Annotated in this window: 15 protein-coding genes and 2 pseudogenes; 10 read left to right on the forward strand and 7 right to left on the reverse strand. The window is 67.4% G+C overall.

Features of this window, described 5'->3' with window-relative positions:
• Positions 1 to 66 precede the first annotated feature (66 nt).
• Both QQY66_RS47395 and QQY66_RS47400 read right to left on the reverse strand, forming a co-directional pair.
• Complete coding sequence (locus tag QQY66_RS47395) at positions 67 to 471, reverse strand: nuclear transport factor 2 family protein (RefSeq protein WP_301977525.1); 405 nt, start codon at positions 469 to 471, stop codon at positions 67 to 69.
• 157 nt (positions 472 to 628) lie between these two features.
• Positions 629 to 1,069 carry a VOC family protein gene (locus QQY66_RS47400; protein WP_301977526.1) on the reverse strand — a complete coding sequence of 147 codons (441 nt, stop codon included), beginning with the start codon at positions 1,067 to 1,069 and terminating at the stop codon, positions 629 to 631.
• A gap of 400 nt (positions 1,070 to 1,469) precedes the next feature.
• Here QQY66_RS47400 and QQY66_RS47405 point away from each other — a divergent pair, with 400 nt between their 5' ends.
• The 5 genes from QQY66_RS47405 to QQY66_RS47425 all read left to right on the forward strand — a co-directional run bounded on the left by QQY66_RS47405 (position 1,470) and on the right by QQY66_RS47425 (position 8,670).
• Positions 1,470 to 2,213 carry a hypothetical protein gene (locus QQY66_RS47405; RefSeq protein WP_301986743.1) on the forward strand — a complete coding sequence of 248 codons (744 nt, stop codon included), beginning with the start codon at positions 1,470 to 1,472 and terminating at the stop codon, positions 2,211 to 2,213.
• Entirely contained in the window at positions 2,153 to 2,641 is a 489-nt protein-coding gene (locus QQY66_RS47410; protein WP_301986745.1) for a 3-oxoacyl-[acyl-carrier-protein] synthase III C-terminal domain-containing protein, read from the forward strand. The genes QQY66_RS47405 and QQY66_RS47410 overlap by 61 nt, the downstream gene beginning before the upstream one ends.
• Before the next feature lie 892 nt (positions 2,642 to 3,533).
• Positions 3,534 to 5,456, forward strand: a complete 1,923-nt coding sequence (locus QQY66_RS47415) for an AAA family ATPase (RefSeq protein ID WP_301986746.1) — start codon at positions 3,534 to 3,536, stop codon at positions 5,454 to 5,456.
• The gene (locus QQY66_RS47420; RefSeq protein WP_301986747.1) at positions 5,453 to 7,789 is read left to right on the forward strand and encodes a WD40 repeat domain-containing protein; all 2,337 of its coding nucleotides are present in this window, start codon (positions 5,453 to 5,455) and stop codon (positions 7,787 to 7,789) included. Before QQY66_RS47415 ends, QQY66_RS47420 begins: the two co-directional genes overlap by 4 nt.
• Positions 7,786 to 8,670: a hypothetical protein gene (locus tag QQY66_RS47425; RefSeq protein WP_301986749.1), complete on the forward strand. Its 885-nt coding sequence runs from the start codon at positions 7,786 to 7,788 to the stop codon at positions 8,668 to 8,670. The genes QQY66_RS47420 and QQY66_RS47425 overlap by 4 nt, the downstream gene beginning before the upstream one ends.
• Positions 8,671 to 9,088: 418 nt before the next feature.
• Here the strand turns inward: QQY66_RS47425 and QQY66_RS50725 are convergent.
• Positions 9,089 to 9,275 (reverse strand): annotated as a pseudogene (locus tag QQY66_RS50725) (Tn3 family transposase); the annotation flags it as partial.
• Between the two features lie 443 nt (positions 9,276 to 9,718).
• On the opposite strand from QQY66_RS50725, the gene QQY66_RS47435 reads away from it, so the two are divergent.
• The 3 genes from QQY66_RS47435 (at position 9,719) to QQY66_RS47445 (ending at position 11,865) form a co-directional block, all read left to right on the forward strand.
• Positions 9,719 to 9,895, forward strand: coding sequence for a transposase (locus QQY66_RS47435; RefSeq protein WP_301986752.1), 177 nt, complete (start codon positions 9,719 to 9,721; stop codon positions 9,893 to 9,895).
• Positions 9,896 to 10,140: 245 nt separating this feature from the next.
• Positions 10,141 to 10,602 carry a transposase gene (locus QQY66_RS47440; RefSeq protein ID WP_301987737.1) on the forward strand — a complete coding sequence of 154 codons (462 nt, stop codon included), beginning with the start codon at positions 10,141 to 10,143 and terminating at the stop codon, positions 10,600 to 10,602.
• A gap of 168 nt (positions 10,603 to 10,770) precedes the next feature.
• Complete coding sequence (locus tag QQY66_RS47445) at positions 10,771 to 11,865, forward strand: IS110 family transposase (protein ID WP_301987738.1); 1,095 nt, start codon at positions 10,771 to 10,773, stop codon at positions 11,863 to 11,865.
• A gap of 85 nt (positions 11,866 to 11,950) precedes the next feature.
• On the opposite strand, the gene QQY66_RS47450 is transcribed toward QQY66_RS47445, so the two are convergent.
• The gene (locus QQY66_RS47450; RefSeq protein WP_301986753.1) at positions 11,951 to 12,370 is read right to left on the reverse strand and encodes a VOC family protein; all 420 of its coding nucleotides are present in this window, start codon (positions 12,368 to 12,370) and stop codon (positions 11,951 to 11,953) included.
• 136 nt (positions 12,371 to 12,506) lie between these two features.
• On the opposite strand from QQY66_RS47450, the pseudogene QQY66_RS47455 reads away from it, so the two are divergent.
• A pseudogene (locus QQY66_RS47455) lies at positions 12,507 to 13,599 on the forward strand (IS630 family transposase).
• On the opposite strand, the gene QQY66_RS47460 reads toward QQY66_RS47455, so the two are convergent.
• A complete protein-coding gene (locus QQY66_RS47460; RefSeq protein WP_301986754.1) occupies positions 13,596 to 14,828 on the reverse strand; it encodes a PhzF family phenazine biosynthesis protein in 1,233 nt (410 codons plus the stop codon). The pseudogene QQY66_RS47455 and the gene QQY66_RS47460 sit on opposite strands and share 4 nt — an antisense overlap.
• 254 nt (positions 14,829 to 15,082) lie before the next feature.
• Positions 15,083 to 15,889, reverse strand: coding sequence for an enoyl-CoA hydratase-related protein (locus tag QQY66_RS47465; protein WP_151476051.1), 807 nt, complete (start codon positions 15,887 to 15,889; stop codon positions 15,083 to 15,085).
• A 103-nt stretch (positions 15,890 to 15,992) separates the two neighbouring features.
• Between QQY66_RS47465 and QQY66_RS47470 the strand changes: the two genes are divergently transcribed.
• Entirely contained in the window at positions 15,993 to 17,327 is a 1,335-nt protein-coding gene (locus QQY66_RS47470) for a PLP-dependent aminotransferase family protein (RefSeq protein WP_301986757.1), read from the forward strand.
• 435 nt (positions 17,328 to 17,762) lie between these two features.
• Here the strand turns inward: QQY66_RS47470 and QQY66_RS47475 are convergent, their stop codons facing one another.
• Positions 17,763 to 18,818, reverse strand: a complete 1,056-nt coding sequence (locus tag QQY66_RS47475; protein WP_301986759.1) for an IS110 family transposase — start codon at positions 18,816 to 18,818, stop codon at positions 17,763 to 17,765.
• Positions 18,819 to 18,824 lie beyond the last annotated feature (6 nt).

Raw genomic sequence — 18,824 nt, forward strand, 5'->3', positions numbered from 1 at the left:
GAGCGCGTGCGATGCGACGTTCGAGGCCAGAGGTTGAAAGACAAGCTGAGCGAGCCCGCCGGACGATCAGTCGCCGAAGTAGGCCTTGGCAACGGCGTAGCTGTCCTCGTAGAGGTGGTAACGGGTGATCCGCCCGTCCCGGACCGTGGTGTGCAGGGCGAACGCGGTTTCGATGTCCCGGCCCGTCTTCTTGACCTCGGAGACCATGCGCCCGATGAGCACCACATCGTCGCCCTCGGCGATGACCTGGCGGAGGTCGAACTCCTTGGCTTGCACATGGATCTGCAGCAGCTCGAAGAACGTCCGCATGCCCTCCGCCGAGTCGACCTCCGGTACCCACGGAATGCCCGGCGGGTGCGGGATTGAGAACGACACCGAGTCGGCGAACAGCGCCGCCGCCTCCGCACTCTTCCCCTCGGCGAGCAGCGGGAACAAGCGTTGCACAGTCTGCGTCGGTGACTCTGCTGTCATGCGTGTCGACCTTACAGGCCGGATATGCGGTGCAAGCCCATCAAGCCCTGATTCAAGAGCACCCTCTAGGCCGTGCCGACATGTGTCGAAGCCGCAAGTCAACCGAGGCGGGGCCGTGCCCGCCTGCCCTGTGGGTGCACGGCCCCGTCGGAGGGCTTCAGCTGAGCTGCTCGGCGAGTCCGACGACGATGCCCTCGGGGCCGCGGACGTAGCAGAGCCGATAGATGTTCTCGTACTGCACGATCTCGCCGACGAGTTCGGCACCGTGGGCCCGCAGGCGGGCAACGACGTCCTCGATGTCGTCGACGGCAAACATGATTCGACGAAGGCCGAGCGTGTTCGCCGGCGCGTCTTTCAGCTCGGGGGTGATGGCCTTCGGCCTGTGGAACTTCGCCAGCTCTACTCGCCCGTGGCCGTCCGGGACCCGCAGCATGGCGATGTCCTGCCGGACGTCATCGAGCCCGATGACACGCTCCGCCCCGCGCCATTCGAGTGGCCCCTTACCCTCGAGCTCCATGCCGAGTTCGACGAAGAATGCAATGACAGCCTCAAGGTCGTCGACGACGATGAGGACGTTGTCCATCCGCTGGATCGTCATGTTGGGCCTCCTTCGTGCGGCACGGCCACGGTAGCCGCTTCTGCCCCTGAGACGGAGCTGAGAAGCCGCCCTCGACGTCCTCGGCCACATTCCCTTCGAGAACCGCAGGGCTGTCAGGATCATGGAGTCTCAGCGAGCGGCCTGCACCACTCAAACCTCGATGGCACGCGCTCAAGGTGCAGTGTCATAGAACAATCAGACTTCGATGAGACTGCTCAGACATCGATGGGGCAGGACAGCCGGAGGTTAAAGAACAAGCTCAGAAGCTGCCCGGAAACCGCGGAGATCGTTTCACCCGTCCCGGCCGAAGCCCGTTTCGATCTGCTCGCAGGAGTGAACTTGCCTGGCGATCCACCCAGTTGGCGCAATCACGGCTCGCTCGGCGCGCGAGTCAAGCTCAATGATCCACAAGTCCCTTGCGCGCTCGCTGCCACGCGAGCGGCCCACCCGCACGGAGGTCCCCGAGTTGCACGCCCGCCCCTTCCCCTACGAGATCGGCGGCGCCTGCGCCGAACTCGGCACAGTGATCGACATGGAGTCCTGGGCCCGGCAGGCAGGCGTCCCCGACCGGCGCAGGCCCGGGGCGCACCTCACCGGAGCCACCGTCACTCGGTTGTTGGCCGTGGAGTCCAAAGCCTGGGATCCCGACCGTTTCGCCGATCTGGAGACCGTCGCGCGGGTGGCCCGCGGCGCGCTGGACAGTGCCCGTCTGTCCCCTGCCGAGGTCACCGCGGTTGTCCTCGTGACGTGCACCCCGTACCAGGTCATGCTTGACCAGGACGCCTTCGCGCTGCTGCGCATCCTGGGAATCCCGGACCACGTCCCACCCGTCCAACTCGGCGCGGGCTGCGCAGGCTTGGCACGGGCAGCGGCGGTCGTGTCGTCCACCGACACCGAACGAGCCCTGGTCATCGCCTACAACGTCGCCAGCCGGGTCAGCACCGCCCCCGACGGCTCCCTGCTCCCCACTACACCGACAACACCGTGCACCCGTACGGCAAGAGCCTCTGGGCGTCGCCGGCGCTCTTCTCTGACGGCGCCGGCGCCCTGGTCCTGCGCCGCAGCAAGGACGCCGACGGGCTGGTGCTCTACTCGCGCGACAGCCAGTCGTTCGGCGACGAGCCAGGGCTCAGCGATCCCCTGATCCACTTCCCGGGCGGCGGCAGCCAGCACCCCGCGGGCTCCCCCGGCTCCTGCGAGCTGTCGGGCTACGGCATGAACTCACCCGAAATCCAGCGCTACTACAGCAGGGGCATGACCCTCAACCACGAGGCCCTGGAAAAGGTCCGCCCCGGCTATCTCAAAGAGGTGACCAGGCTCTACACCCATCAGGCCAACCCCCGGCTGGTCGACGCCTTCCGCGAGGAGATGGGCATCCCCGCCGAGCAGGCACCCTCGAACGTACGCACCATCGGCAACACCGCGGCGGCCTCGACCATCGCCCTGCTGCACGCTGACCTCGTCGCCGGAACAATCGTCCAACCCGACGAGGTGTGTTTCTCCGTCGTTGGTTCCGGCCCCGAACGCGGGGCGCTCGTAACGCCGGTCCGGGTACCCGCGCTACGGGTCTGAGATCATCCATGCTCAGCGAGACGGGACAGATCAGACAGGAGTGCGTCTCACCGCGCTGTCCCTTGGGCCGGACAGAGGCCATCGCCAATGAGAAAAGGACATCGGAAACACGAACCTACAGCTGGTGACGAGGTCGAGAAGGGCACGATCCCGGTCCGATACGGCCAGATATACGTGCAAGAGGGTGGCGCCCTCGGGCCAGCGGGCATCGGCGTGCTTGAAGACGAAGGGCTTCATGTCGTGTCACAGTATCGTCCGTGCAACCGAACTTGCCCTTGTGTGACGGGGGTTCGGCCAGTCACCCGTCTTTGGGGCGGCGGCGGTGCTGTGTCGCGGAGCGACGCAGCGTTCGAGCTGCTCGTGCCCGTTGCCGTAGGTGTGACTGCACGGTCACCGTCCTCAGCGGACGAAGGCGACGTAGGTGCCGAGGGTGAGGCCGCAGAAGGTGATGAGCTGGCGGGGCTTGAGGCAGGTGAAGGCGGTGTGCATGGCGATGCCGGCTTGCCTTTTGTCCTGCCGTGCGGTCTCAAGATCGTGACCGATTCCTCCGGACCGTCACCAGGGAGGGAGTCAGTGAGCGGATGGCAGAGGGGCGCTCTGGCGTAGGCAATTGCCGTAGGGGCGTGTGAGGTTGGATCATTGCGGCAAGTGGCGGGGCCGAGAGGGAACGTCGCGGAGAGTTCCTGCATGCCTGTGTCGGCGTCCCGGGCCGTGCGTGATCTTAGCTTAGAGGAGTGGGGCAGGGGGCATGGACGACGGCGGCAGTCGTAGCGGTGCTACGGACAGAAGGGTGCTGGCCCTGGGGGTCGCGCTGGAGGGGCGGGACGGAGAGGGCCCGCCGCCTATGGATGCGCTGGATCCCCTCCTCAAAGCTCCGCAGCATGCTGCGTACGTGTCCGAGGTCGTGCGCGAGTTCGGCTACAGGAAGCACTGTCCGGCGGACTCAGAGGCAGATCTTGCCGAGAAGGTCCGCAAGGCTCTGAAGAGCCCTGCTGAGGTGCTGATCGTTCATCTCGTCGGGCACGGCCGGCTGTCCGACACCGGCGAGCGGGGCCTGCATGTGGTGGGCGAGGACGGCAACAACCTGGATGATCCAGTGTCGTCGTGGATCAGCCTGATTGAATCCCATCCGGACAAGCCGCGGCCGCTGACGTTGTTCATCCTGGATCTGTGTCATTCCGGAGTCGCTGCGACGCTGCCCTGGCATCAGGAGATGCCCGCCATGCACCGCCGCGCTTGGATCATCGCCGCGACCGGCTCGCAGAACAGCGCGTTCAACTATCGGCTGAGCCGGGCCACATGCACCGTGCTGGGGAACTACCTTGACGGGACATCAACGGTGGACCGGGCCTGCGAGTACATTCCGCTTCCCACGGTGGGACTTGAGATCGCTCGTGAAGTAGCGAGCATGTGCGCCCAGGAAGGCTTCGAGCAGTTGGTCGAGGGCAGTCGTGTTGCCTTCCTCGAACGCGTCGAAGATCTGGAAGAACTGCCGTTCTTCCCCAACCCCCAATACGACAGCCGCTGGTCCAACCCGCTGTCCGACCTCGACAGTGGGATCGCCTCCCTGGTGGACGAGGCATTCGATGCCCGGCACTTCATGCTGCGGGGTGCAGGCAGTGAACCGCTGGACCGCGGGCTGCAGGAGGGCTACTTTCACGGCCGGGAGCAGGAGGTCCGTCTTCTGACCGACTGGCTCAACGGCGAGGGCAGCGGCTTCCGGGTGATCACCGGCAAACCGGGGGTCGGTAAATCGGGTCTGCTCGGGGTTCTGATGTGTGCAGCGCACCCTCAACTCCGCGAAGCGGCACGGAATCTGTGGTTCCGTCTACCGGTCAAGCCGGCGAGCAATGACCGACTCGCCGTGGTGCATGCACGGCGCCGCGATCTGGACCAGATAGCCGACTCCCTAGCGCGCCAGATGGGGGCGAGAGAAGATGATCGGCCTGCCGACGGATGGGACGCAGAGCGGCTCATTCAGCTCGCCGGTCCCGAAGGGTTCACGTTGGTGATCGACGCGCTCGACGAAGCCGAACGGCCCGCCGACGTCACCCAGGCCCTGCTGCTACCGCTGGCCCGCGCCGCCCTCGACGGCCATGCCGGAATACGACTCCTGGTCGGAACCCGCTCCGATCCGCCGTTCACCGCTTTGCTGCAACTGGCTCAAGACGCCGACGGGCTGATCAACCTCGACCACGCCCAACCGGACGACATCTACCAGGCGGTCCGGCAGTACGTCAGCGATCTGCTCGCCGTCGACACCCCCTACGCCGCTCGCGATGCCGTGAACGCCGCCAACGCGCTCGCCGAAGGCATCGCAGAACGCCTAACAGGCAAGGACGATCCGACGCGCAGCGAAGCCACGCCGGATGAGCCGAAGCCTTTGGGCTGGGGCGAGTTCCTAGTCGCGGGGCTCTATGTGCACCACGTCCTGACCCTGTCCACCGAACACGATCCTGGCCGCGCCAGAGAACTCGGCTGCCGAGTACCCCGAGACCTGCCTGCTCTCCTCGAACTCGACCTGGCCCGCCGTGCCGACCAGCCCGACCTGCGCGCGGTCCTGGCCGCTGTGGCCCACGCCCGGGGCTCCGGCATGCCCGAGCGCATCATCGCCACCGCTGCCACCGTGTTCACGCCCGGGACGGATCCCCTGTCCGTGCACCGGGTCCAAGGAGCCCTGGAACAGGCCCGCTTCTACCTGCGCCAGGACATCGACAGCGATGGCACCACCTTGTACCGGCTCTTCCACGAAGGTCTCGCCGAACACCTACGAGCCGACCCGCTCAGCCCTCAAGAACAGGGACAGAGCACGTGACCACAGCGCTTCGCCGGGAGCCATTTGCCGACGCCATCTTCCGGCAGCTCATCGCCTCGCTGCCCCGCACGGCCAACGAACGGCCCGCCTGGCACGTCGCCGAACCCTATCTGGTGCGCCACGCTGCCCAGCACGCCGCGAGCGCCGGGCTTGCGGACGAACTCCTCCAGGATCCAGGCTTCCTCGTCCATGCCGACCCCGAGACGGTGACCGCCGCCCTGCGCCAGGCAGCGACCCCTGAGGCACGTCTTTCGGCCGCGATCTACCGGGCTTCTCAGGGGATTCACCGAGACCTCGGCGTCGACCAGCGTCGACAGGTCCTCGCCCTCGACGCGGCACGATTCCAGGCCTCGGATCTCAGCCGCGAATTCGCCCGCAATACCGACTGGAGGCCGCTGTGGGCGACGGGCAGCCAGGTGTCGAGCGCACTCGTTGCTACCCTCACTGGCCACACCCGCGGGGTGAGGGAGGTGGCCACGGCGGTGGTGGACGGCCGGCCCGTCGCCGTCACCGCCGGGTTCGACGACACGGTGCGGGTGTGGGACTTGACCACCGGCCGCACCATTCACATCCTCGCTGACCACACCCGCGACGGCCGCGCCAGCTGGACGCAAGCAGTGGCGACGGGGTTGGTGGACGGCCAACCTGTCGCCCTTACCGCCAGCGCTGATTCCACGGTGCGGGTGTGGGACTTGACCACCGGGCATGCCCTGCACACCCTCACCGGCCATACCCAGGGGGTGTGGAGGATGGCGACGGCAGTGGTGGACGGCCGGCCCGTCGCCATCACCAGCAGCATTGACCTCACGGTGCGGGTGTGGGACCTGACCACCGGGCACGCCACCCGCGCCTTCACCGGAGACTTGGGCGACCATGTCAACGCGAGCGACGTGGGGACGGCGTTGGTGGACGGACTACCCATCGCTGTGACCTCCTACAACCGCGTGGTGCAGGTGTGGGATCTGAACAGCGGGCAAGCCACCCATACCCTCACCGACCACACCCGCAATGTGGGCGCGGTGGCGACGGCGGTGGTGGACGGTCGACCCGTCGCCGTCACCGCCTGCGGAGACGGCGTGGTGCGGGTGTTGGACCTGAACAGCGGGCAAACCATCCGTACCCTCACCGGCCACACCAACGCGGTGGTCTCGGCGGCGACGGCGGTGGTGGACGGCCGGCCCATCGCCCTCACCGGGAGCCTCGACGACACGGTGCGGGTGTGGGACTTGACCACCGGGCGGGCCACCCAAACCCTCACCGGCCACACCGGCGAGGTGCGTGGTGTAGCGATGGCGGTGGTGGGCGGACGACCGGTCGCCGTCACCGCCAGCAGAGACGGGACGGTACGGGTGTGGGACCTGAACAGTCAGCACGCCACCCTCACCGGCCACACCGCTGATGTGGATGCGGTGGCGATCGCGGTGGTGGGCGGACGGCCCGTCGCTCTCACCGCCGGCGCCTACGGTGATGGGACGGTGCGGGTGTGGGACCTGAACAGCGGGCACGCCATCCGCACCCTCACCAGCCACACTCGCTGGGCGAGCGCGGTGGCGACGGCGGTAGTGGACGGCCGACCTGTCGCCATCACCGCTGGCGGCGGACTCACGGTGACAGTCCCAAACCCGCACCCTTCCGGCGGCGGCACAGTGCGGGTCTGGGATTTGACCACCGGGCAAGCCACCCTCACCCTCACCGGCCACACCGCCCAGGTGCGTGATGTGGCGACGGCGGTGGTGCACGGTCGGCCCGTCGCCCTCACCGCCAGCGCAGACGGGACTGTGAAGATGTGGGACCTGAACAGCGGGCACGCCATCCGCACTCTCACCGGCCACACCGCCCAGGTGGTCTCGGTAGCGACGGCGATGCTGGACAGCCGTCCCGTCGCTGTCACCGCCAGCACCGACCAGACGGTGCGGATGTGGGACTTGACCACCGGACAAGCCACCCGCACCCTCACCGATCTCAGTGGCTACATTGGCCAGACGAGATCGGTGGCAACGGTGGTGGTGGACGGCCATCCGGTCGCCATCACCGCCAGCACCAGCGGCACGCTGGTGTGGGACCTGAACAGCGGGCACGCCCCCCACTCCCTTGGCGACGACGAGTGGTTGGGCGCGGTGGCGACGGCGGTGGTGGACGGTCGGCCCGTCGCCGTCACCGCCGGCGACACGGTGCGGGTGTGGGACTTGAAGAGCAGATCGTGCTTGACGACCCTTAGCCTCCCCCACCGTGCAAGGTGCATGGAGATCACCGCGGAGGGCACGGTCGTACTCGGCATGGGCAATGAAGTCATCGCCCTCACTTTGGAGCCGGTCTTCAGGAGATTTCGATGAGCAGTGGCAGCGTCGAGCCGTTGGCTGTCGTGGCCGTGCATGGCGTGGGATACCGCGATGCCCGAGCCACCGCCGACCAAGTACGCGCGGGACACATCCAGAGCTGGACGCGCCACCTCGCCAACGGACTAGGGATCGAGACAGCCCGCCTTGCCCTCGACTTCGCCTACTACGCGCACCTTCTCTATCCCGGTCCCATCGTTCAGGGCCCGCAGGAGGATGAGTTGCGGGATCCGCTGGCCAGGGAGCTGATGGCGGCTTGGCTGGCGGAGCTGGGTGCGCCGCGGCCCGTCGCTCAGGGGGCGCTGACGATGCCGGTGAGGTATGTCGCTTCCTGGGTGGCGGAGAAGTTCAGCCTGGATGGTCGGCTGACCGAGCTCTTCATTCGGGTCTTCTTTCGTGAGGTGGCCACCTACCTGGCCGACGTCGACTCCCCGGCGCGTGCTGCGGTGCGGGAGGAGGTCGCCACACGGATCGCCAAACACCGGCCCCGGGTTGTCCTCGCCCACTCGCTGGGCACCGTGGTGACCTATGAAGCCCTCCACGCGCACCCCGAACTGCAGGTTGAGCTGTTGGTGACGATGGGCTCGCCGCTCGCCCTGCCCCACGGCGTCTTCGACCGCCTCGTCCCCGGTCCCACCGGTGCCCCGTCCGCCCGCTTCGGCGTGCGCCCGGCCGGTGTTGCACGGTGGGTGAACATCGCAGATCCCGGAGACCCCGTGGCCATCCCGCCCCGTCTGGCCCGAGCCTTCACCGGAATCAGCGAGGACCTCACCGATCCCATTCACCCGACTTTCGGATTCCACCACGCCAAGAACTACCTGTCCTGCAAAGCCACTGCCGTCACACTGGCCCCGTACATAGGCGCACTGCGGCAGTGACGGTCCGCTCCTGTCCTCGATGGCGTCGTCTGCCCGGCGAGATCGAGCCGTTGATCGCAAGGCCCCGCGGGTAGCGTTCGCGTCATCGAGGGTCTGTCAAACGAACGCCCGTACATACCAAGTAGCGGTCAGTACCGGTGCACTGGCACCCAAACGTACGATTCCGGGTTGCACGATCGCCAAGGCGGCTTGAACAAGTTCGCTGAGGGTGCCCGCAAGGTCCTGCACGGGCTGGCATGAGCCCGACCAGAAACAAGGACGACAAGCGGGCTGCTCCGACACCCCCCTACCTTGCACCTGGGGTCACGGGGTTTCGTGACCCCCACCGGAAGGCCACCACGTTGGACGCAGGCATAGCCGCGGTCATCGGACTGACACGTACGGTGTCGTTCACTCCTCGTCGGCGGCGTCCGGGGAGCAAAGGCCGCAAGCCGCCGGGCAGGTCAGGGAGCTGGAACGAGTACCGGCCCATGTTGACGAGGTGCCGTTCGAACGGCGAGAGGCGGGCCAGGTCCTCGTCACGGACGTCGAGGCCGTCCGCGCGCAGATGGTTCACTGCGGCGTCCATGTACCGGGTGTTCCAGCACGCGGGCGTTGAGAACCAGGTCGGTATCCCTCAACTGAGCCAAGCTCGATCAGGTCACGTGCCTAACATGCCAGACACCATGCGAGACGCTTCACCTGGGTTTTTTCGCGCGACCTATTGATAACGAGCGTGACGTGGAGCCAACGGTCCTCGACACAGGTGATCGGAAAGCCGCGCAGTGCCTCTCGCCCGCGGTTCACCAGCGCGGCCAGCTCGCGATCTTGATCGGAGGGGGCGATGTGCGATGTACACGTGGAGCAAGGTCTCGCCCTCGGGCCACACGTCCTCGGCATGCTGGAACACGAACGGCTTCATGACCAAGCACCGTAGCGGCCCGAGAGTGAACACGCGTCATCTGTAAGGAAGTTGGGTGCGGCCCAGCCGGGCCATCAGCAGACTAGTCACCGGAACCCACTAGGGCCTGTTGCGAAAGTCGATCTTGTTCGTAGATGATCACGCGTCGTGGGGCGTGGTGATCTGACGAACGGCCAGTGGGCCCGGCTGGAGCCGTTGTTGCCGAAGGGCATCAAGCCGGGCCGTCCGCCGGTGTGGACTCGGCGGCAGTTGATAGACGGCATACGGTGGCGGACCCGGACCGGTGCTCCCTGGCGTGATGTGCCGGAACATTACGGGCCGTGAGACAGGGTCTATGCCCTGTTCCGGCGCTGGCAGCGGGACGGCAGCTGGGCGAGGATCGTTACCCGGCTGAAGGCCGAGGCGGACGCGAAGGGCCTCATCACGTGAGACGTCAGCGTAGACTCCACCATCGCGCGGGCGCACCAGCACGCTGCCGGGGCGCGTAAAAAGGGGCAGAGCAGAAGGAGCCGCCCGGCGGCGTCGACACCGAGCCCGACGACCACGGTCTCGGACGCTCGCGCGGCGGGCTGACCACCAAGCTGCACCTGGCGGTCGAGCAGGGACAAAAGCCGCTCTCGCTGCGCATCACGGCCGGTCATCGGCATGACAGCCCGCAGTTCCAGCCGGTCCTGGAGGCCATCCGAGTGCCTCGCCTTGGCCGGGGCCGACCGCGCACCCGTCCGGACAAGGTCCGAGCCGACAAGGCATACGGCTCTCGCGCGAACCGCGCCCATCTGCGTAGGCGCGGCATCGGCTGCACGATCCCGGAGAAGTCCGACCAGATCCGCAACCGCAAGAAGCTGGGCTCTCGCGGTGGTCGTCCGCCGAAGTTCGACAAGATCGACTACCGCGAGCGGCACGCTGTGGAGTGCGGGATCAATCGCCTCAAGCGCCACCGAGCGGTGGCCACGCGGTATGACTGTGAGGATGTGTGGGTGCCGCCTCGGGCGGTGGTCTGGCCCGCGATACGACTGGCCTTGGTGCCTTGAGTTTGATCTGCCGACCGCTGTCTGAGGCGGCGCAAACTGCCGCCGGACCGGGGGGCGTGTCCCGATAGGGGCCTTCGCGACAGGCACCGTCACAGTCCTGACCGCCGCACTCGGCCCGGCGTCGGCCGGTGTTCCCGAGGCGTCAGGAGACAGTCGACCGTGACCAGCATGGCCCAGCACACCCATCCACGTCACCACATCACTGACCTGAGCGAGGAGGTGGTGCTCGGGGTGGACACACACAAAGACGTACACGCAGCCGCTGTAGTCACCAGTACCGGAGCAGCGGTGGCCAGCCGTACCTTCCCCACCACGAGGGAGGGATACCGCCAGCTCCTGTCCTGGGCCCGCTCCTTCGGACACTTACAGCGGGCCGGTGTGGAGTGCACCGGCTCCTACGGAGCCGCACTGACCCGCTACCTGCTCAGCGAGGGCCTTACGGTCACCGAAGTCAACCAGCCGGACAAAGCCGTACGGCGCCGACGCGGCAAGACCGACGCGATCGACGCGGCAGCAGCGGCTCACGCCGTCCTCTCCGGTCGGGCCACCGCTGCCGCCAAGACCGCCAACGGCCCGGTGGAGACAATCCGGTTGTTCAAAATGGCCAAGACCTCCGCGGTCAAGTCCCGTTCGCAGGCCATCAACCAGCTCAAAGCCATCCTGGTCGCCGCAGACCCCGCCCTTCGTGAGTCCCTGGCCGGCCTGAGCAACCCCAAGCTCATCCGCTGTTGCAGCGAACTGAGCCACGGCGAGGGATCCAGCCCCGAGGCAGCCGCCCGACACACACTCCGTCTCCTGGCCAGGCGCATCCTGCATCTCACCGACGAAATCAGCGACCTCACCAAGCGGATCACGGCGGCGATCGGCGCCTGCGCGCCCAGGCTCCTTGATGTCTACGGCGTCGGCCCCGACACCGCTGCCGCGTTGCTGACAGCGGCCGGGGACAACCCGCACAGGATGGGCAGCGAGGCGTCCTTCGCCGCTCTCTGCGGCGCAAGCCCCGTCGAAGCATCCTCCGGCAAGACCCAGCGCCGCAGACTCAACCGCGGCGGTGACCGCCAGGCCAACTCCGCCCTCTACACGATCGTCCTGGCCCGGATGCGCTGGGACACTCGCACCCGCGCCTACGTCGAACGCCGAGTCTGTGAAGGCAAGACACGCCGAAAAGCTATTCGCTGCCTCAAACGCTACGTCGCACGCGAGATCTATCAGGCGATCGTCACACTCCGATCAAGCACGGACAAGCCAAGATCAGCTGCTTGACATCCATAGGGGCATCAAGCTCGCCGTCCGCTACGAGGCGACGGTGCTGATCGCCGTCATCAACGAATGGCTGTGACCGTCAGCATCACACTGCCGGGTCGCGCACCTGCGCCACGATGATCACGTTCCCGTACAAGTCGGCCAGGTGCAGCGACCGGCTGTCGGCGTCTTCCCGTTCGTTCCATACCCGCACCCCGTGCCCGAGCAGGTGTTCGCGGACCGTATCCAGGTCGGCGGTGTACAGGACGAGCAGAGGCTGACCGCCGCACTGCTTGCCGATCAGTTCGCGTTCCCGGTCGCTCGTGGCGGTCATGAGCCAGAGGCCGACCGCCTCCTGGCCGGGCACTCCGATATGCAAGTAGCGATAACCATCTGCCACCTGGTCGTGCAGGACACAGAAACCGAGAGCGCCGCGGTAGAAGGCCAGGGCTGCATCGGGGTCGTCAACAAGGACAACAACACGGCCGAGCCCCAAGAGCAGGCTCTTTTCAGCATGAGGAGTCATGATCGGCACCCTAGACCGGGCCACTGACAGCAAGCCGAACCACTCGGGACGCCTACAGTCGGAGCGGGGCAAGATCGACTTTCGCAACAGGCCCCTTCCGAGTCAGGAATTCTGTTCAGATATGTAGGGTTGCGGGGTGGCGCGTACTGGGCGGCCGAAGGCCGAGTTGATCCTGTCGGACGAGGAACGGGCTGCGCTGGAGGGCTGGGTGCGGCGCCGTTCCACCCCGCAGGCGTGGGCTCTGCGGTGCCGGATTATCCTGGCCTTGCGCGAGCGGGGCGTCGAACAAGGACGTGGCCGCTCAGCTCGGTTCGACGCCGCATGCGGTGGGCCGGTGGCGGGCGCGGTTCGTCGAGCACCGGATCGCTGGCCTGGGTGACATGCCACGGTCGGGCGGGCCCAGGACGGTCACCGACGAGCAGGTAGCCGCCGTGGTGACCAGGACGCTGGAGAGCACGCCGAAGAACGCGACGCACTGGTCAACTCGGGCGATGGCCAAGGAGATGGGCCTGTCGCAGTCGACCGTGTCGCGGATCTGGCGGGCCTTCGGCCTGCAGCCGCACTGCACGGAGACCTTCAAGCTGTCGACGGACCCGTACTTCGTCGACAAGGTCCACGACGTCGTTGGCCTGTATCTGGACCCGCCCGAGCGGGCCTTGGTGTTCTGCGTCGACGAGAAGTCACAGATCCAGGCGCTGGACCGCTCCCAGCCGGTGCTGCCGATGATGCCGGGCGTCCCGCAGCGGGTCACCCACGACTACGTGCGCGCCGGCACCCCCACACTCTTCGCCGCACTCGAGGTAGCCACGGGGAAGGTGATCGGCTCCCTGCACCGCCGGCACCGGGCCGAGGAGTTCAAGAAGTTCCTTATCAAGCTGGACCAGGAGGTTCCGAAGGGTCTGGACGTCCACCTGGTCCTGGACAACTACGCCACCCACAAAACCCCGGCCATCAAGGCCTGGCTGCTGGCCCGCCCCCGCTTCCACCTGCACTTCACACCCACCGGGTCGTCCTGGCTCAACTTGGTGGAACGCTGGTTCGCAGAGCTGACCAACAAGCAGATACGACGAGGCGTCCACCGATCCGTGCAAGCTCTGGAGAAGGACATCCGCAACTGGATCGCCGCATGGAACACCGACCCCAAGCCCTACATCTGGACGAAGACCGCAGACCAGATCCTCGAACGCCTCGCCAGCTATCTGAACAGAATTCCTGACTCAGAAGACTAGTTCCGCTCGGGAAGGCGCAGCTTTCCATCGCCGACCAGGCAGACTCCGCCGCCCACCTGGATCGATGTAGGCCGATCGGACTCGACTACAGCCACCGCCAACAGCGTTGAGGGACGCCCGACGGCCTCCCCCTGGCTCAGGGTGATCTGTGCCCCGGAGGCAAGATGTCCATGGCGTACAAGGTGCGCGGCGAGCGGTCCGGCCGCCGAGCCACATGCAGGATCCTCGGGGACTCGGCCGTACGGGCTGAACATGCGGGTCACTGCTGTGTTCGGTCCGGTGAGGGCGAGGACATTGATGCGGCTGCTGACTGCGGCTTCGCCCAATGCGGGGAAGTTGGGCACGATGCCACGTACCGTTTCGGGGTCGTCGGCCACGACATACACATGGGGAATCCCGGCGTCGTAGCGCGTAATGGGCAGCACGCTCGTCTTCAGCCCGAGGACGTCCAGGAGCCGCGCGGCCTGTTCCCGGGGAACGGTCTCCACCTGCGGCAGCGGCTGGTCCATCCAGCCGGTGAACCGTTCGCCGCCGTGGCGCCGGACTGTCACGGGGACTATGCCCACGTTCGTCTCGATCCGCAGCGCGACCTCGTCGTCGGCTCGCTGACACGCGAGGATCGCAGCCGTGCCCAACAGCGGATGGCCGGCAAAATCGATCTCGGTCATGGTGGAGTACAACCTCACGCGGGCGTCCACCGCGGGGTGCTGAGCGGGGAGGAGGAAGACCGTCTCGCTCAGGTTCATCTCCAACGCGATCGCCTGCATCAGATCGCTGTTGAGCGGGGCGTTTGTCTCGGCGAACACCGCGAGCTGGTTGCCGCCGAGGAAGGTCTCGGTGAAGACATCGGCAAGGTCATAGGGCAGTGACAGCACGGGAATCTCCATACGGTCGAAGGACCAGGTCGGTGGCCTACGCCGCAGCCTGGGGTTCGCCTGATCGCCCGTGACATCGCGCACCGCGGCCAGGGCGTGCCGATCGAATTCCCGAAGCCGCTCCTCGAAGGCGTCGATCAGCGCATCGCACTCCAACTCGGTGGGCCGAGTTTCCCGAGCAGCGCTGGACAGCAGATGCTGGATGGCCGGGATCATCTTGTTGGTGCTGGCGATGATGTACGGATTTGTAGGTTCCCATTCCGAATGGCCCATTCCGATGCAGTGACCAGGAGGTTTCACTCTGTCTCGTTCGCGGCCATGGCATTCCGTCTCACGATCTTGACCCTTGGGCACTGCCCATGGACTCCTCGGAGGTTTCAGGCTCCCGTCTGCCGTCATGCCCGCCGGGAACGACTTCAAGTCTGGGAACTGGCCGACATGCACCGGGTATCCGAGCCCGGCACGGCAGGGACCGACCCTTCTTCTCTCCGTTCCGGTAGAAGCCCTTTGTGTACTCCTCCCGGGCCCCCTCCGCCTCGTCCGCGAACTTGAGTGGTCCGGCCGAGGTGATGAGGGCAGCCTCAGGCATTGATGGTCCGGTGCAGATGTCACGTGTGCGTTCTGGAAACGGAGTTCTTCAGCGGGACGGCGGTCGTGCGGTCGAGGAACCGCCGCAGCCCGGTCCGCACGCCGTCAGTGGGCACGGTGGCGGCGAAGCAGGCCGCCTCGACCGCAAGTCCTTCGTCGACGGGTAGGTTGATGCCGCGGGTGACCGCGCGCAGGCAGGCCGCTACGGCCGTCGGCGCGTGCCGGATGATCCGGTCGGCCAGGTCCCGTGCGGCGTCGAGGAGTTCGTCGCCAGGTACGACGGCGTTGACGAGCCCGATCTCCGCAGCCCGCGCGGCCGGGATCGGGTCGCCGGTGAGGATCATCTCAAGGCCGCGTTTGCGGCCGACGTGCCGCGGCAGCCGCTGGGATCCACCGAAGGGCGGTGGGAAACCGAGGGAGATCTCGGGCTTGGCGAACATGGCGTGCTCGGCGGCGATCGCCAGGGGAGCGGCCTCCGTGATCTCGCAACCACCGCCGTACGCCAGCCCGTTGACGGCGACGATCACAGGCTTGGGGAATTCCTCGATCCGCCGGGTCAGCGCGTGTCCCCGTCGGACGATCTCGCGCAGGGCGCGCTCGGGCCCGCCGGCGATGCTCCCCGCCAGAGACGGAATGTCCGCTCCCGCACTGAACGCCCTGCGCCCGGCGCCGGTCAGGACGATCGCCCGGACGGAGTCGTCGGAGTCGAGGCGGTCAAGGCCCGCGAGCAACGCGTCGATCGTCGGGTAGTCGAGGGCGTTGAGCTTGTGTTCCCGGTCGATGGTGATGGTGACGACGTGCTCGTCCCGGTCGATGTGTACGGTCATGCCACCTGCTCCGTTCCGCCTGGGCTAGGACGCATCGAGGCTAGGAGCCGTACCCTAGGACGATCCATTAATTGTCCTGGATACAGATGGATGCAGGTGCCACATGCGGCCACCGTCCTACAAGGCCATCGTCGACGAGTTCGCCGCGTCGATCAGGTCCGGCGCGCTCCCGGCGGGCACCCGGCTCCCGACGCACCGCGCTCTCACCCGCGAACGGCGGATCGCACTGGCCACGGCCACCCGGGTCTACGCCGAACTCGCCGCCATGGGCCTGGTGGTGGGAGAACCGGGGCGCGGGACATTCGTGCGGGTGCAGTCCGGCTACGACGGCCTTGAACCGTCACGCGCCCTGCCGGTGCCGCGGATCGCGGACCTGTCGTTCAACCAGCCGCTGGGCGAAGGCCAGGCCGACCGACTGCGGCAGGCGCTGCGTGCGCTGTCCGTCTCGGGTGAGGTCGAGGCGCTGCTCCGCCAGGACCCGCCGGGCGGGCGCCTGCACGAGCGGGCGGTCGTGGCCACCTACCTGCTGGAGCGAGGGATCGACACAGCGCCGGCGAACGTCCTGCTCACCAGCGGCGCCCAGCAGGTACTCGATGCCGTGCTGCGCTCCCTCACCCGGCCCGGTGACGTCCTGGCGGTCGACGCACTCAGCTACCCCGGCATCAAGCTGTTCGCCTCGGCCCACAGGCTCGATCTGGCCCCGATCCCGGTCACGGAAACGGGGCCCGACCTCGCCGTGCTCGAGCGCCTGTGCCGCACACGCCCCGTCCGCGCGATCTATGCGATCCCCACCCTGCACAACCCGCTCGGCTGGGTCCTCGACCGGGAACAGCGCGACCGCCTTGTCACCATCGCCCGTTCACACGACTGCCTGATCGTCGAGGACGGCACCTACGCGTTCCTCGCATCGTCACCGCCTCCTCCCCTCCGGGCCCTCGCCCCTGAACGCACCTGCTACGTTGCCGGACTGTCCAAGAACGCAGCCTCCGGCCTGCGATTCGGCTTCGCCGTGCTGCCCGGCCCTCACGTGGAGACTGTTGCCAGGAGCCTTCGCCTGGCGGCCTGGGGCGCTCCGGGACTCATCACCGCGCTCGCCATCGGCTGGCTGGCTGACGGCACCATTGCCCGCTGGGAGGAGGAGCGCCGAGGCGACGCGGCCGCCCGGCAGGACATCGCCCGCGCCGTACTCGACGGCATGCACCTCACGGCACATCCCGTCTCCTACATGGTCTGGCTCGGCCTGGAGCCGCACCAGCGCCCTGACCATGTCGCAGCTCTACTCGCCAACGCAGGCATCCTCGTGTCCACCGCAGACGCCTTCGCCACCGGCCCTCACCGCCCCCGAGCACTCCGACTGGCGCTCGCCACACCACCCCGGGACCAGCTCGCGACCGTGTTGCAGCGCCTGAAGGACGTGCTCGATGCGATCCCACCGTGACGGCCTGCTGGCTGCCCACCTCTAGGTATCCGAGCAGACGTGAGTTCGTCTCACCCCGCTGTCCTTTGGGCCGGACAGAGGCCACCGTCAATGAGAAAGGGACACGGGAAACACGAACCTGATATGTAGACGATTTTGTCAAGTGGGCAGGAGTGTACGGGCTCGTCGGTGCGGGCCTGGGGGTGTCTGTGGGACCGGCGGGAGGCCGGTGGCGTGTCGTGCGTCGACGCGCGGTCAGCCTGATATCCGCGGGTTGGTTACCGCATGACCGGATGTTCGTCGGGGACGGAGCCTCCGGTCTACAGCCGAGCGTGGCCCGCCGGAGCGGGTGCTCATAGGGTCCGCGGGCATCGTCCCTCGCGCTGGCACGTCCGGCCTCCCGCCGGCCGTTCTGTGGACCCTGCAGGGTCAGTCCATCACCGCCAGACTCCAGCATCAGCCCGCCAGTTCGCGGGCCACCGCGACGGCGGCGACGTTGGTGTTCTTCCTGCGTGCCAGGAAGGACTCCCACCGCTGGTGAAGCCTCCGGTTTCCGAGGTCGGCCCGCTGCCGCACCGGCAGGGAGGCCAGTTCCATGCGACGGCGCAGGGTCACGCCCGGGCCGCGGTAGGGCTTGTAGTGCTGCCACGACGCCTCGACCAGCAGCCGCCTCGCGTGGCTGTTGCCGGTCTTGGTGATCGGCCCTTGGAAGCGGTTGGGGCCCGAGGAGTGTTCGCTGGGCACCAGGCCGAGGCAGGCGCCGATGGTCGCGCCGGTGAACCGGTGCCAGTCGCCGACTTCGACGGCCAGGCCGAGCGCGGAGAGTGTGTCGATGCCGCGCAGGCAGGCCAGGCGGCGCACGACCGGACACCATTCGGGGCGGGCGGCTGTGTCGGTGATGCGCTGGTCGAAGCGGTCGCGCATGGTCTCCAGGGCCAGGACCTCCTCGTATCCGTTGTCGAAGGCGAACTGGGTGTCCGCGTCGTCGAATCGCTGCTTGCGCAGCCACTCGTGGTGGATGTAGGTCCAGCCCGAGCCGCCGCGCCAGACCCGGCCCTGCCTCAGTAACAGCTTGGAGATCCGGTTGCGGGCCCGGGCCAGGTCCCGGCGCACGTCGTCGCGCCCTCGGACGAGATCCCGGGCGGCCTCCTCAGCCAGGGTCGGGACCCGTACCACCGGCAGCTCGTCCATCCGCAGCAGCTTGGCCAGTCGCTGGGCGTCCCGCTTGTCCGTCTTGATCCGGTCGCCTGCGGGTCGCTCCATCTTCGACGGGGCCGCCACCACGCAGCGGATGCCGATCCCGTTCAGGGCCCGGGCCAGCACGAACCCGGTCGGCCCGGCCTCATAGGCCACCGCCGTCGGCTGCGGCAGTGTGGCCACCCACGCCAGCACGTTGTGCGTCTCGGCATCGAGGCGCTCGCTATAGATCTCGCCCGTCTCGCCGTCCAGGGCCCAAGCCGTCGTGGTGCGGGCGTGGACATCCAGACCGACCGAAGTACGCTCGGAAAGCATCCGGTG

This window comes from Streptomyces sp. DG2A-72 (assembly GCF_030499575.1).
Lineage (GTDB): Bacteria > Actinomycetota > Actinomycetes > Streptomycetales > Streptomycetaceae > Streptomyces.

Coding starts and splice junctions, on each gene's coding strand:
- QQY66_RS47395 (WP_301977525.1), bottom strand. CDS start 471: ATGACAGCAGAGTCACCGACGCAGACTGTGCAACGCTTGTTCCCGCTG.
- QQY66_RS47400 (WP_301977526.1), bottom strand. CDS start 1,069: ATGACGATCCAGCGGATGGACAACGTCCTCATCGTCGTCGACGACCTT.
- QQY66_RS47405 (WP_301986743.1), top strand. CDS start 1,470: ATGATCCACAAGTCCCTTGCGCGCTCGCTGCCACGCGAGCGGCCCACC.
- QQY66_RS47425 (WP_301986749.1), top strand. CDS start 7,786: ATGAGCAGTGGCAGCGTCGAGCCGTTGGCTGTCGTGGCCGTGCATGGC.
- QQY66_RS47445 (WP_301987738.1), top strand. CDS start 10,771: ATGGCCCAGCACACCCATCCACGTCACCACATCACTGACCTGAGCGAG.
- QQY66_RS47450 (WP_301986753.1), bottom strand. CDS start 12,370: ATGACTCCTCATGCTGAAAAGAGCCTGCTCTTGGGGCTCGGCCGTGTT.
- QQY66_RS47465 (WP_151476051.1), bottom strand. CDS start 15,889: ATGACCGTACACATCGACCGGGACGAGCACGTCGTCACCATCACCATC.
- QQY66_RS47470 (WP_301986757.1), top strand. CDS start 15,993: ATGCGGCCACCGTCCTACAAGGCCATCGTCGACGAGTTCGCCGCGTCG.
- QQY66_RS47475 (WP_301986759.1), bottom strand. CDS start 18,818: ATGCTTTCCGAGCGTACTTCGGTCGGTCTGGATGTCCACGCCCGCACC.